The 13,909-nt window shown below is 63.6% G+C and carries 13 protein-coding genes; 6 read left to right on the top strand and 7 right to left on the bottom strand.

The annotated features are described in order from the left end of the window. Positions 1–216 precede the first annotated feature (216 nt). Complete coding sequence (locus tag AW06_RS18735; protein ID WP_034953402.1) at positions 217–402, top strand: hypothetical protein; 186 nt, start codon at positions 217–219, stop codon at positions 400–402. Here the strand turns inward: AW06_RS18735 and AW06_RS18730 are convergent. The 6 genes from AW06_RS18730 to AW06_RS18705 form a co-directional block, all read right to left on the bottom strand. Beyond that, entirely contained in the window at positions 393–1,199 is an 807-nt protein-coding gene (locus AW06_RS18730) for a phosphate ABC transporter ATP-binding protein (RefSeq protein ID WP_046536483.1), read from the bottom strand. The genes AW06_RS18735 and AW06_RS18730 overlap by 10 nt on opposite strands. 88 nt (positions 1,200–1,287) lie before the next feature. Then, on the bottom strand, positions 1,288–2,106 hold the full coding sequence (locus AW06_RS18725) for a phosphate ABC transporter ATP-binding protein (protein ID WP_273704894.1): 819 nt from the start codon (positions 2,104–2,106) through the stop codon (positions 1,288–1,290). Next, a complete protein-coding gene (gene pstA / locus AW06_RS18720) occupies positions 2,100–2,990 on the bottom strand; it encodes a phosphate ABC transporter permease PstA (RefSeq protein WP_273704893.1) in 891 nt (296 codons plus the stop codon). The genes AW06_RS18725 and pstA overlap by 7 nt, the downstream gene beginning before the upstream one ends. Positions 2,991–2,995: 5 nt before the next feature. Further along, positions 2,996–3,946 carry a phosphate ABC transporter permease subunit PstC gene (gene pstC / locus AW06_RS18715; protein WP_273704892.1) on the bottom strand — a complete coding sequence of 317 codons (951 nt, stop codon included), beginning with the start codon at positions 3,944–3,946 and terminating at the stop codon, positions 2,996–2,998. A gap of 1 nt (position 3,947) precedes the next feature. Then, a complete protein-coding gene (locus AW06_RS18710; protein WP_034953400.1) occupies positions 3,948–5,009 on the bottom strand; it encodes a PhoU domain-containing protein in 1,062 nt (353 codons plus the stop codon). 79 nt (positions 5,010–5,088) lie between these two features. Beyond that, positions 5,089–5,964: a phosphate ABC transporter substrate-binding protein gene (locus tag AW06_RS18705; RefSeq protein WP_034953398.1), complete on the bottom strand. Its 876-nt coding sequence runs from the start codon at positions 5,962–5,964 to the stop codon at positions 5,089–5,091. A gap of 278 nt (positions 5,965–6,242) precedes the next feature. On the opposite strand from AW06_RS18705, the gene AW06_RS18700 reads away from it, so the two are divergent. The 3 genes from AW06_RS18700 to AW06_RS18690 all read left to right on the top strand — a co-directional run bounded on the left by AW06_RS18700 (position 6,243) and on the right by AW06_RS18690 (position 10,939). After that, a complete protein-coding gene (locus AW06_RS18700; RefSeq protein ID WP_273704891.1) occupies positions 6,243–7,826 on the top strand; it encodes an ATP-binding protein in 1,584 nt (527 codons plus the stop codon). Next, positions 7,816–8,439 (top strand): response regulator, encoded by a 624-nt coding sequence (locus AW06_RS18695; RefSeq protein ID WP_034953395.1) that lies wholly within the window; start codon positions 7,816–7,818, stop codon positions 8,437–8,439. The genes AW06_RS18700 and AW06_RS18695 overlap by 11 nt, the downstream gene beginning before the upstream one ends. Positions 8,440–8,605: 166 nt before the next feature. Next, positions 8,606–10,939 (top strand): 2OG-Fe(II) oxygenase, encoded by a 2,334-nt coding sequence (locus AW06_RS18690; protein ID WP_034953393.1) that lies wholly within the window; start codon positions 8,606–8,608, stop codon positions 10,937–10,939. A gap of 525 nt (positions 10,940–11,464) precedes the next feature. On the opposite strand, the gene AW06_RS18685 is transcribed toward AW06_RS18690, so the two are convergent. Continuing rightward, complete coding sequence (locus AW06_RS18685; RefSeq protein ID WP_273704890.1) at positions 11,465–12,502, bottom strand: metal-dependent hydrolase; 1,038 nt, start codon at positions 12,500–12,502, stop codon at positions 11,465–11,467. A 288-nt stretch (positions 12,503–12,790) separates the two neighbouring features. Between AW06_RS18685 and AW06_RS21240 the strand changes: the two genes are divergently transcribed. Both AW06_RS21240 and AW06_RS21235 read left to right on the top strand, forming a co-directional pair. Continuing rightward, positions 12,791–13,333 carry a hypothetical protein gene (locus AW06_RS21240; RefSeq protein ID WP_273704889.1) on the top strand — a complete coding sequence of 181 codons (543 nt, stop codon included), beginning with the start codon at positions 12,791–12,793 and terminating at the stop codon, positions 13,331–13,333. 387 nt (positions 13,334–13,720) lie between these two features. Next, positions 13,721–13,909: hypothetical protein (locus tag AW06_RS21235; RefSeq protein ID WP_273704888.1), on the top strand; the 189-nt coding region annotated here is incomplete at its 3' end.

The following is a 13,909-nucleotide window of genomic DNA, read 5'->3' as shown; positions in this document are numbered from 1 at the left end:
CAGGCAATCCAGAATCCCGCACGCTGATATCCCCTCAACGGCAGCTCGGCAAGTCAAGTCGATTTCCATGGCGCCAAGCTTAACACCGATCCCCTCCCGTCACCGTTGGGGTGCATGCCTCACCCCAACCGACCAGCCGCCGGGACTCCGACATCGGGCGGGTATTCGCTGGCGAACCTGGCTGTGTCTTGACCGCCCTGGGCCGCACTGTAACGCATGGTAGGGGCGCAGCACGCTGCGCCCCTGCTGCTGGACGAAGCGCAGTCCAGGGTCCGCCGCCGTCTGCTGCGCGCGCTGACCAGACGCCTGATCCTTACCAGCCGAAATGCCCTCGATGCGTGGTGCCCGTCACGGGCGCTGCCGCCCGAGGAGACACCGGGTCCCACGATCGGCTATCCGTAGCGCCCTTCGATGTAGTCCGCGGTTTCTTTGTGGGCAGGTGTGACGAACAACACGTCGGTCCTTGAATGTTCGACTACCTTGCCCATCAGCATGAACACGCACTCCTCGCTGGCGCGCCGCGCCTGCGCCATGTTGTGGGTGACGATGAGGATCGTATATTCGCCACGCAGATCCCAGAGCAGTTCCTCGACCGCTTCGGTCCCCTTGGGATCGAGCGCCGAGCACGGTTCGTCCATCAGCAGAACCTTCGGTTTCACCGGCAGCAAGCGGGCGATGCACAGCTTCTGCTGTTCTTCGAGCGAAAGTTCGGTGGCCTTGCGCTTCAGGCGGTCCTTGACCTTGTCCCAGAGCAGCACCTGGCGCAGCGATTTTTCGACGATCTCGTCGGGCGTCCCCTGCTCCACCTCGCCACCGCCCTCGGCGTGCAGCCGGTGACTGAACAGAATGTTGTCACGGATCGAGATGGGAAGCGGATTCGGGCGCTGAAAAACCATCCCGACCTGCTTGCGCACCTGCACGAGTTCGACCCCAGGGTCGTAGATGTTTTCGTTCATGACCCGGATGCTACCCTCGATGCGCACGTAGCCCAGCCGTTCGTTGATTCGGTTCACGCTGCGCAGGAAGGTGCTCTTGCCGCATCCCGAAGGCCCGATCATCGCGGTGATGATCCCCTGGCGAATACGCAGATCAACATCGAAGAGGGCCTGAAAAGTCCCGTACCAGAGGTTGAGTCGCTGGCTGTCGATCGCATACTGCGGAGTCGGCTGCAGGAGCGCAGCCGTCTGTTCGATGTTCATCCTGGATCCTATCCTTCGTTGACAATGCCGGGATCGCCGGCTATTCGACGCCTGTTGTGGGCCACTTCCGACGTAGGGCGTCCGACGGTTAGCCGAACCTGCCCTCGACATAGTCGCGCGTGCGCTGGTCCTTGACTTCGCCGGTGAAGAGGTCTTCGGTCACCCCGATCTCGACGCACTCGCCGCCAAGGAAGAATGCCGTCCGGTCGGCCAGCCGCCGCGCCTGCTGCACGAGGTTGGTCACCAGGATGATCGTCACCTCCTTGCGCAACTCCTTGAGCACTTCTTCGATGCGCATCGTCGTCACCGGGTCGACGGCAATCGAAAACTCGTCGAGCATCAGCAAGTCGGGGTCCTGCGACAGCGCACGGGCGATCGTCAGGCGCTGTTGCTGGCCGCCCGAGAGCAGGCTGCCGAGCGCGTGCAGGCGGTCCTTGACTTCATCCCAGAGCGCGGCGCGCGTCAGACAACGCTGGACGATGACGTCGAGTTCGGCACTTTCCTTGATCCCGCGCAGGCGCGGCGACAAGGCGACGTTCTCGTACACCGTCATCGGCAGACCGACGGGTAGCGGAAAGACGACCCCAATGCGACTTCGCAGCGCATAGTCGTTGTTCAGGCGGCGCGTGTCGCGACCGTTGAAACGGATCTCGCCATCCACCCGCATGCCACTGGTGAACACGTCCATGCGGTTGATCGCCTTGAGAAACGAGGTCTTGCCGGCGTTGGCAGGGCCGATGATGCCGAAGATCTCGTGTTCCCGAATGGACAGGCTGACGTCGCGCAGCGCCACGGCACTGCCGTAGCGGATCGTCAGACTGCTCACTTCGAGCTTGTTCGGAAGCGCGGCGACCGCCGCCGTGGTCGCACCGGCTACCGGTGCAGGAGTGGCCACAAGCCCTACCATTTCTTTTTCCCTCTCAGCCACATGCGGAAGGCGATCGAGACACTGTTCATGGTCAACACGAGAGCGATCAGGACCAGCGCGACGCCAAAGGGGACCTCCTCGGAGATCCCCGGCACCTGCGTTGCAGCCACGAAGAGGTGCAGGGACAGCGCCATGGTCTGGTCAAAGACACTTTGCGGCAGGAATGGCGTGAAGAATACCGCGCCGGTGAACATGATGGGTGCCGTCTCCCCGGCGGTGCGCGAGACTTCGAGAATAACGCCGGTCAGGATGCCGGTGATCGAGTTCGGAAGAACGACGCGGCGGATCGTTTGCCAGCGCGTCGCGCCCATGTTCCAGCACGCCTCGCGAAAGGCCTGCGGTACCGCCTGCAGCGATTCGCGGGTGGCGACGATGACCACCGGCATGGTCATCACCGCCAGCGTCAGGCTGGCAGCGAGGATGCTGGTGCCGAACTTGAAGAAGAGGACGAAGGCACCCAGGCCGAACAGGGCATGAACGATCGAGGGAACGCCGGCGAGATTGATGATCGCCAGATTGATCACCCGCGTGAACCAGTTGTCGCCGGCATACTCGCTGAGATAGATCGCCGCGAAGACGCCAATCGGCACCGACAGCAGCAAGGCGACGGTGACCAGCCAGACGGTGCCCAGCAGCGCCGGGAATACTCCGCCGCTGCGCATGCCGTCGGTCGGCGCGGTAAACAGGAACTCCCAGGAAATCGCGCTCCCCCCCTTCACCACCAGGGTACCGAGGATCAGCAGCACCGGCGTGATCAGGAGCAGGGTCATGAGCCCGAAGAGCAGGCGGTAGCGTTGCTGCACGCGTGCGTTGCGCTGATTCAGGTCGCTGGCCTGAAATAGCGCGGGATTGGCGGTGTTCATTGTGCTTAGCCCTTGCGGATGCCGCGCACGATCAGATCGGCGCTGAGGTTGATGATGAAGGTCACCAGGAAGAGGAAGATGCCGATGGTGAACAGCACCTGGTAGTGCTCGCCGCCGACGACCGCTTCGCCGAGTTCGGCGGCGATCGTCGCGGTGAGCGCACGCACCGAGTCGAAGAGGCTGTCCGGGATGTTCACCGCGTGACCGGTGGCCATCAGCACCGCCATGGTTTCCCCGAAGCCACGACCGACACCGAGCAGGACGCCGCCGAGCAGACCGTTCTTCGCTGCCGGCAGCACCACCTTGTAGATCACCTGCCAGCGGGTCGCGCCCATGGCCTCGGCCGCCTCGCGGTAGCGGTCGGGGACCGCCTTGAGAGCGTCTTCGGCGATCGAGGTCATGATCGGCGCGGCCATCAGGCCAAGGATGATGCCGGCGTTGAGGACGCAGAGGCCGACCGGAATGTCGAACCACTTGATCAGCAGCGGGTTCATGATCACCAGGCCGATGAATCCCCAGACGACAGAGGGAATCGCCGCCAGCAGTTCGACCAGCACCTTGAGTGCCTCGCGCGTCTTGCCGCTGGCGAATTCGGCGATGTAGATGGCGGCTCCGAGCGAGAACGGCACCGAGACCAGCATCGCCAGCCCGGTGACGCTCGCCGTTCCGGCCATCAGCGCAAGGATGCCGTACTCGGGGTCCTCGGCATCGCTCGGTGACCAGTAGGGGGTGAGGAAGAACTCGCGAAAATCCATCTTCTCGAAAACGAATCCGATTCCCTCCTTGGTGACGAAGAAGAAGATCCCGAGAACGAAGAGGATGGCCGAGATGCCGCAGATGAAAACGACGCAGGCAATGATCTTGTCGATGTACCAGTCGAGGTTGCGGCGGTCGAAATCATCGCCGAGGCGATTGTCGGTGGCGCTGTTGTCGAGCGCCTGTATGTTGCTTGCCATTTCAGTCGCTCTCCTGACCGCGCAGGGTGTTCATCAGCTGGCTGACCAGCACGGCGATCTCGCGGCTGAGGAGCCGCAGGTCCGCCTGCCCGCCGGCAGGCTGCCTGGTTGGCCACTCGAGCGCCACCGTATGAAAGGGGATCTGCTCGACGTAAGCGCTGACCGGCCCCTGCAGGCTGACAATGATCTGATACGCGGCGAGTTCCTGGTGATGGCTGGAGAGAGCCTGCGGCCGGTGGTGGTCGAGGTCGACCCCGAGTGCCTGCAGCAGAGCGATCGACTGGGGGTCCGTCACACCGGCGATCCGGCCGCGACTGTGATATTCGCCAGCGTCCGGAAAGTTCTTGCGCGCAATCGCCTCGGCGAGCGGGCCGAGCAGGCTGTTGTCGTCGTCGAGGAACAAGATGCGATGGAACTTCGGCCCCCTGCCCTCGCCAGTGACCGCGAACACCGCGTCCTCGCAGATGTTCTTTGCCTGGTCGGAAACCCTCTCCAGCGAATTGAACACGGTCAGGTAAGCAAACAGATCCTTGATGTTGAAGCGCTCACCTTCTCCGAGCAGTTCGCCGAAAGCCAGGTCGAAGGTTCGTTCGACCTGATCAGCGATACCCATCGTTGCCTTCGCCTTCTCGGCATTGCCCTCGACGAAAGCGTCGACGGCCTGCTTCAGCATCTGCCGAGAATCGCTTGCCATCAGTTCGATCTCGCGTGCCATCAGACCCTTCGGGCAGGCCAGTCGCACCGCCTCGCGGCAGATCGTGACGGCGTAGTCACCGACGCGCTCGAGCGCGACGTTGGTGTGGATGACCGCCGACATCAGACGAAGGTGTCCGCCGCTCGGCAGGTGTACCCCGATGAACGCATTGCACATCCGGTCCAGCTCGTTACTGGCGGCATTGACCCGGTTGTCGGCCAGAATCGTGGCGTAGGCCAAGGGGTCATCGTCGGCCAGCAGAGCGTGCACGGCGTCGCCGAGTGCCTTCTCGACGAGTCCGGCAAGGAGCGCTACCTGCTGCCTGATCTTGAATAGATCCTTCTCGATACGTTCTTCGTAATGACTCATCGCTGGCTGCTTCCTCAAGCATTGGAACATGGGCTGGGGCAAGGGCACCGGTGGTGTACTGGTGCCCTGTGAGAGACGCTTACTTGCAACTGACCTTCTTCATCGGCGCGTAGCCTTCCTTCTCGATGATGCACTGGCCGGTGTTGCTCTTGATCCAGTCCAGATACTTCTTGACCTCGCCGGCCGGCTCACCGTTGGTATACATGAACAGCGGCCGGGCGATCGGATAGGTACCGTCGAAAGCCGTCTGCTCGGTCGGCTTGACACAGGGCTTGCCGGCTGTCGGGGCAACGCAGAGCGCCTTCATGTGGTCGGTGACGTAGGCCAGCCCGCTGTAGCCGATCGCGCAGGGAGTTTTCTCGACGAGGTCGGCGACATCCTTGGACCCGTGCATGTCGAGCGTCCCCTGGCGGAACTTGCCTTTTTCGCCGAGCACTGCTTCCTTGAAATAGGCGTAGGTGCCGGAATTGTTCTGCCGGCTGACGACGACGATCTCACCCTTGCAACCGGGAATGGTGATGCCGAGATCGCTCCACTTGCTGGCGCCACCGTCCCGGCCGTAGATCTTCGCCAGGTCGGAGATGCTGATCGAGTCGCCTGGGAAGTTCTTGTGCACGAAGATCGCGAGCGCGTCGTAACCGATGATGTGCTCGACCGGTTGCCGGCCCTTGGCCTGCGCCTCCTTGATTTCCTTCTCCGACATCTTGCGGCTGGAGTTGGCGATGTCGACCGTACCGTTGATCATCGCCGCAATGCCGGTGCCGGAGCCGCCGCCGGATACCGCGACCGCCACCTTGGGGTTGACCTTGCCGTACTGTTCGGCCAGCGACTGGGCCGCATTGACCAGGGTGTCCGAGCCCTTGTTCTGGATCTCGGTTCTGGCGGATGCGCCGGCGGCCGCCAGCGCACCGACCATGAGTACAGCCAGCTTGCGCAACATTGAGCGAGAGGTCATGAGATTCTCCAAGTGATTTCAGTTTGGTGGTTGTCGTAGGTCATTGGTCGCCTGCCGATGACACGATGGGGCATCATAGAAAACTCTTGGATGCCTGAAAATTCGGGCTGCACCGTACGGGATACCGCTAGCGGCTTGGGCATGGGACGAGCTCATCGGCCGCTCTATCGGTCAGCGCTTGGCACGAAAATAAGGGAAACCCGTACGTGATTCTGGCAATACCCAAACCACCCGGGCACGGGCACAATGAGGGTCCGATCTACCTGAGGCAACCCCATATGCCGAAGTTGGCAAGCCGGCAACTCGGTTGGCGCGACACATGGCTGCTCGTTGCCGGCTATGTCGCGCTCGACTGGGTGAGTCATATCCATCCCCTGCACGGCCTCGATGTCACCCCATGGAGTCCGGCGCCGGCGCTTGGCCTGCTTTTTCTCATGCGCTACGGCGGCAGGGCCGTGTTACCGCTGGCGCTGGCGATTCTCGCCGCCGATGCCTGGGCGCGCGACCTGCCCATGCCCTGGCTCCTGGCCTGCGGCCTTGCATTGCTGCTCAGCGCCGGCTATTGGCTGATCGCGTCGATTCTGCGGCGGCGGCTGGGCAGCAAGGGGATGTTTGCCGATCGGCGCGGCCTGATCGACTGGGTAACGATAACGGTCATTGGCATTCTGTTCAACAGCCTGCTGTTCATTGCCGCTCTGGCCCTGACCGGTTTCCTGCCGCCGACAACAGTTGTCGAAGCTTTCCTGCACTACTGGCTGGGCGACGTCGTCGGCATCCTGGTTTCGATGCCGCTCCTTTCGATGCTGCTCGACACGCGCGCGCGGACCCGCTTGCGCCGGCTGCTGCTGGGGCGGGAATCGTTGAGCCTGGTGAGCACCGGCAGCGTCCTGGCGCTGGTCTTCGTTGCCGGCAAGATGACCGAGTTCAAGTACTTTTCGGTGCTTTTTCTGCCGATCGCCTGGGCAGCCGCCAGGCAAGGCCTGGCGGGCGCCGTGCTGACCATCGGACTGACCCAGCTAGGAGTCATCGTCGCCAGCCGCCTGCTTGGTCTTTCCGCCCCCACCCTGCTTGAGCTTGAAGTGCTGGTTCTGGTCCTCGCGCTGTCGGGATTTTTCATTGGCGTCGTGGTTGACGAAAAACAGCGGCTGACCGCTGAACTGCAGCAGACGCTGCGCCTCGCCGCTGCTGGCGAAATGGCCGGCGCACTGTCACACGAACTGCATCAGCCGTTGACGGCCCTGCTGGCATACACCCGGGCGTGCCAGCAGTTGCTCGCCCAGGGCGAAAGCGGCGAGCGCTTACGCGAGGTGATCGACCGCATCGTCGCCGAATCGCAGCGTGCGGCCGATGTGGTCAGTCGCCTGCGCGACTTCTTTCGTACCGGCACGACGCGACTCGAGCGAATCTGGCTGCGTGCGATCCTGTCCTCGGTGGCGGTGCGTTTCTCCGAGCAGGCAAAGCTGCAGGAGATCGAACTGGTGCTCCACCCGGCACCCCCTTGTGCCTTATGGGTCGATCGGCTGCAGTTCGAAGTGGTCTTGCGCAACCTGCTTGCCAATGCTTTCGAGGCCGTTGCCGAACGCCCCCAGGGGGAGCGTCAGGTACGCGTTTCGGCCTATCAGGAAGGTTCCGGACGCGTCTGTGTCATGGTCGAAGACAGCGGTCCCGGCGTCTCCGAGGAAATGGTTGAGCATTTGTTCGAAGCGTTTCATTCATCAAAGGCCAGCGGTCTTGGCCTTGGCCTCGCCATCAGCCGGGCGATCATCGAGGCGCACGGCGGCAACCTGTGGGCAGAGGTGGCCGATCACGGCGTGTTCAAACTGGTTCTTCCCCTGGAGGAGAAAGCTGCTGATGGGAACTAGCCTGAATACTGTCTTCATCGTCGAGGACGATCAGTCGGTACGCGATGCGCTGGGACTTCTTCTCGGTCTGCAGGGTTTTTCGGTCGTGCTGTTTGCCGACGCGGAGGGCTTCCTCGCCGCCCGACGAAGCGACTGGTCCGGTTGTCTGCTGATCGACATCCGCATGCCGGGGATGGATGGACTGACGCTGCAGAAGCGTCTCCTGGAAAGTGGGTGCTCGCTGCCGGTGATCGTGATGACCGGCCACGGGGACGTCGAATCGGCGCGGCAGGCGTTTCGCACGCAGGCAGTCGACTTCCTCGAAAAGCCGATCGACCACGACAAACTCCTGCGGGCGATCGACGAGGCTTTCAGCCGTCAGAGCGCGTCGCAGGAACACCGCGATCGGCAGACTGAAACCACGCGCCTGCTGGCGACCTTGACCCCCCGCGAACGGGAAGTGATGGACAAAGTCGTTGCTGGCCGGCACAACCGCGACATTGCGCGCGCACTCGACATCAGCCCGCGGACCGTCGAGGTTCACAAGGCGAGACTGCTGGCCAAGTTGCGCGTCAACAGCATCGCCGATCTCGTTCGACTGAGTCTGCAGAATCGGGACAGCGGCCAAGTCTGACTGCCTCGGGCGTGCCTGGTGGTCGTTAATCATGCGATGGTTTCCATCAAGGCTGATTTCAGGCTTCAGCCTGCCTTATCATTGAGTACTCAGGTCGCAGGCTCCGGAAGTCTCCTGCAAGCCACCCGATCCACCTTCTGCCCCCCTCGAACGGAGACCGAATCCGATGTCAGACCTCTCGCTGGCCCTGGCCTGCATCCTCCAGTCCGTCCTGCGCCCCGGCGATTTCCATGCCACCGGCCGAATCGACATTTTCACGCCGCAGCTCGAAGTGACGGGCGTCGGGCCGGTTGCGCTACCGCTCCTGCCGGCGCAGGCCGAGCAACTGGTCGCCGTTGCCGAGCACGCCCCCTACGGACGCGGTGCCGACACCCTGATCGACACCCGTGTCCGGCGGACCTGGCAGATTGGCGCCGATCGCGTGCGCATCGGCGGCCGCCACTGGGCGCAGAGCCTGGCGACGATCGTTGCCCGCAGCTCCAGCGGTCTCGGCGTGTCGGAGCCCGTCGCGGCAGAGCTGTACAAGATGCTGATCTACGATGCCGGCAGTTTTTTCGTCAGGCATCGCGACACGGAGAAGGCGCCTGGGATGTTTGCCACCCTGGTCCTTGTCCTGCCGTCGCTGCACACTGGCGGCGAGCTGCTCATTCGCCATCGGGACCGCGAGGTGTGCCTCGACCTCGCCTGCGAAGACGCTTCGGAGGTCGCTTTCGCCGCTTTCTACGCCGACTGCTGGCACGAAGTGCGGCCGATCAGCTCCGGCTACCGTCTGGTGCTGATCTACAACCTGATCCGCCAGGGGCCGGGGAAGCTGCCCGAACCGCCTGCTTACGACGCCGAGGAAGATCGGGTGACCGACTTGCTCGGCCGCTGGGCCAGCGAACTCGCTGCGACAATGCCCGACACGCCCCGCGACTGCCCCGACAAGCTGATCTATCCCCTGGAGCATGCCTATACCCCGGCGGAGATCGGTTTTTCATCGCTGAAGAACGCTGACGCAGCCGTCGCGACGGTGCTCGTCGCTGCTGCCCGGCGAGCGAATTGCGAACTCCATCTCGCCCGCCTGACGATCGAGGAGAGCGGTAGCGCCGAATACTCGTATTCGGGCTCGCGGCGTGGCCGTTATTCGGAACCGGACGACGACGACTTCGAGATCGGCGAGATCGACGATCGCTCGCTGACGCTCTCGGAATGGCAGACGCCCGACGGCAGCCGGCCGGAACTCGCCGACCTGCCGTTCAGCGAAGAGGAACTCTGCCCACCCGACGCGCTCGACGACGAAGAGCCCGATGATCAACAGTTCTTCGAAGCCACGGGGAACGCCGGCGCGAGCTTCGAACGCACTTATCACCGCGCTGCCCTCGTCGTGTGGCCGCATGTTGGGAAACTCGGGGTCATCGCCGCCGCGGGTTGCGCAGTGTTCCTGCCCTACCTGGCAGGACTGGCCCGGCGCTGGGCCGAGAGCGGCGACGATCCGGCGGCGATCGAGTGGCAACAGGCCCACCACCTCGCCCGCCTGGTGATCGAAAACGCTGTCAACTGGCCTATCCCGAGCTGGCCATCGACCAGCAGCACCGGCAGGTCGGCCACCCTGCTGGCCACCTTGAACCGCTTGCAGGACACCGAAAACATCGCCTTGTTGTTGGCCAGCTTGACCGCCCAAGGCTATTACGACAGCCTCGACAACGAGGCCCTGGCCAATGCCGCGGACTTACTGCCGCGCGCGCAGGCGGCCGAGCTGATCGAGCGCATCATCGCCAGGAACGCGCCCAATCAGCCGAGCGCTTGCGCGGAACTGCTCGAGCGGATCGCTGCGCAATTTTCGGCAGGTCCGACGGCCGGTCGCTGCGACAGGCTGCTGGAACCCGCGGCGACGGCGCTGCTCGCGGCCTTGCCGGGCGACCCGGCGCTGCCACGTAAACCGGAAACCTGGTCACGACCTTTCGCGGTGACCCCGGCGCTGGTCGTCGATCTGCTGACCGCACTGCGGCATCTCGGCGCACTTGCGCTGGCCGAGCGCGCCGTCGACCACCTGCTGGCGTGGCCCGACACCTTCGCGATCGATGCTATCCTCGTTCCCGCCGCCCTGCGGCTGGTTGAACAGGGTGGCGATGCGCCCGACTGGCCGCCGACCCGGCGTCTCGCTGCTGCCTGCCTTAACCACCTTGACCAGCGTATCGCCGAGCCGCTGGCAGCGCCGACGGATTTCTCCCGTCCGAGCCGGATCGCCTGCCAGTGCAACCCTTGTGCCGAACTCTCCGCTTTCCTCGCCGACCCGGTGCGCAAGGTCTGGACATTCAAGGCCGCTGAAGTTCACCGCAGCCATGTCGAGAGTTCGATTCGCAACCATGACTGCGACCTGAATCTGGAAACCGACCGCCGCGGCCGCCCCTATGCGCTGGTGTGTACGAAGAACCAGGCCAGCTACCTGCGGCGGGTAGCGCAGCGCAAGAAGGATCTCGAGGACCAGGCCCGCCTGACGATGGCGCACGCAGCCTGAGAAGAGCGGGCGTAGGGCGGAACCGGCATGGGTTTCCATAGAATTCATCCTGTCAGGCAGCGCAAGTTTCGACAAACTGATCTGGCCTTGCGCACAGGCAGAAGGACCTGCTGGTGCTGGTTGCCGACAAGAACATGCAGTTTGCTCTGCAGGGTGCCCTGGGCTGTGCCACCGCGGGTTCAAGTTCGATGCCCAACGGTAAGCCGCTGCAGCCGAAGGAGGCTATGGAAGCCGTTTGCCGCGTGCGAAAGGGGCCTCGGTCTTCGGCCATCTAAGAGAGAGGGCATCACGAGACGCTTCAGTCTTCAACACTGCACCGACCAGGCGTTCCAGCGATTGCGAGCCCAGCTCCCTGGCTGGTTCGCGCAATGAGTTCAAGACGTCGTGGCTATTCGAATGGGAAAGTCTGCCTGATGGTCGACGAGGGAGCCCGAACAGGCTACGCAAGGCCAGCTTCGACGCATGCTCTGGCGCAGAACCAGAAGCTGCCGCATGCGCGCAGGAATCGAATGGCCGGGCGTCGAACTACCTGGAGTTGCCAGGCGACGGCATGCTGCGGTAACCTGAAGCCGTACCGCTGATCTCGCGCCACAGTTCGCTGATCGGTACGCGATTCCGGGTCGTGAAGTCGACCCACTCAGTGGGCACTGCTGTGCCGGGATGGAAGCGGACTCCCCAGATCGGCTCGAAGGCATCTGTGCGCAGCGAATAGCGGGCATCACCGATCACCGTCGGATCACTGGCGGCATGCGCTGTCCAGCCGGCCGAGAAATAGCTGAAGCGGGCAAAGTCACGGCGCACGCGCTGGTCGGCTCTGGCCTGCGGCGAGAGATCCTTCTCCAGCAGCAGATCGACGTGGCTGCCCTCCTTCCAGAGGGTCATTTCGGCTCCGAGGAGACGCAGACGATCGGTGTACAGCGTCTCGCCCGACTGGTAGACCGATCGCCAGAGTACCGGATTACCCACCGTCGGAAACATCTCGGCGCGCGTTACCGGGTGCCCGCGGGCTGCGGCGATCTGCGCCTGCATGTCCAGCGCGCGCTCACGCTGCCAGGCCGCCAGGCTGACGTAGCCAAGACCGAGCAGCAGGGCCAGCAGCGCCGGACTCCGGGACCGCCGACGCACGGCAAACACCAGTCCAAAGAGGAGGATCAACGTCAGCAAGGGGCCGATGGTGGTGATCCAGTGCCAGGCCACGCGCAACGGTGAGAACGGCCACAGCAGATGCGTCCCGTAGTTGGTGCAGGCGTCGAGCACCCCATGCGATGCATAGCCAAGGGTGCCGGCCACGAGGAGTGCCCGCCAGTCGGGGCGATGGCGCTGCCGCAGCAGCCACGGCGAGGCGGCGATGATGCCGCCAACCGGAATGAAGGCCAGCGCGTGCGTGAAGTGGCGGTGGTACTCGATCGCCAGCAAGGGGTCGGCCGAGCTCCTGATCAGGATGTCGAGGTCAGGCAACACACCGCCGAGGCCGCCGACCAGCCACGCCTGGCGCCCCAGACGCGGGCCAAGGGCAGCCTGCGCAGCCGTCGCACCGAGCAGTGCATGGGTCAGAGGATCCATTCAAACTCCCGCCAATGGTTGAGTGCTCATCGAAGCTGCCGCCGCATGGACTATCCCTGAAAAGGACGGCGCCGTCGCCACGATCGACGGTGATCCAGACCTGGCGCGGGGAGCGACTGGAACCTCGATCCCGAACAACTGCTCTCCGACAAAAAAGATCGTCCAGGTGGAAGCCCCCTTACAAGTGTAGGTGTTTTTGCGGCTGTGGGTGGACCGCTGGTAGTGAGACAAGATGTCCCCATATCGATGGAAAGAGGTTAGAACGAAGCTTTTTGCCGGAGGTGAATCATGTTTCGCTATCCCGAATTTTCTTCCTGGATGGCCACTGTTTCCAAGCATTTTCCGGGTTTGAGCAAACCGCTTGCGGCGGGCCTGGCGTGGTGGAGCCTGGGCATGATGCTCGCGCGGTCTTGCGCATTGAGTGCGGTGGCCGGCTTGCTGGCACCGCTGCGGGGTCAATCGTTCCACACGGTGCGCGAACGCCTGCGAGACAGGTATCGCGAAGCGAGCGCGAAAGCGGGGACGCACCGGGCCGAGCTCGATGTGACCGGGTGCTGGGCACCGTGGTGGGCCTGGGTGCTTGAAGGCTGGTCCGGCCAGCAAGTGGCGATTGCCCTCGATGCGACGACTCTGGGCCAACGCTTTGTGGCGCTCGTGATCAGTGTGCTCTATCGGGGCTGTGCTGTCCCGGTCGCCTGGAAAATTCTGCCCGCCACCGAGAAGCCTCCGTGGCAGCCCGAATGGCTGGCCTTGTGGAAACACTTCAGCCAAGTTGTGCCGCCCGGCTGGACCGTGATGGTCCTCGCCGATCGAGACTTGCACGCCAAATGACTTTTCCAGGCGATTCAGGCACTGGGCTGGCACCCGCTGCTGCGCATCAATCAACAGGGCACGTTTCGACCTCGGGGTTGGTATCACGCGGGGTACCCTTGACCCAACGGGTAGCCGCCGTGGGCCGGTCCTTGGCGAGCCAAGGCACGGCCTTCCACGGCAAGGAGGCTCGACTGGAGTGCACGTTGCTGGGCCGCTGGGACGCCGGTCATCAAGAAGCGTGGCGGGTGCTGACCGATCTGTCGCCACAGGCCGCGGAGGTCTGCTGGTTTGGGTTGCGGGCATGGATCGAGCCAGGATTCAAACGTCTGAAACGGGGTGGCTGGCCATGGCCATACACCCGTATGGACGATCCCGCGCGCACAACGGCGGTGGCTCGCGATCGCCTTGGCCACCGGGTGGCTGCTGTCCGTCGGCGGCGAAGCCGAAGCGGCCTTGCCGGTCGCCACCTTGCCGACCGTTCCCGGAGCCGCTCGGCGGCAGAACAACGGTTGGCGTTTGGTTGGGATCTTCCGCCAAGGCTGGAATTTGATGATCGCCGCTTTGCTCGGCCATCAAATGATTCCCGTCGCGCAC

This window comes from Candidatus Accumulibacter cognatus, assembly GCF_000584975.1.
GTDB lineage: Bacteria > Pseudomonadota > Gammaproteobacteria > Burkholderiales > Rhodocyclaceae > Accumulibacter > Accumulibacter cognatus.
Note: the sequence above shows the minus strand (reverse complement) of the source record. Positions and strands in the feature narration are given on the sequence as shown.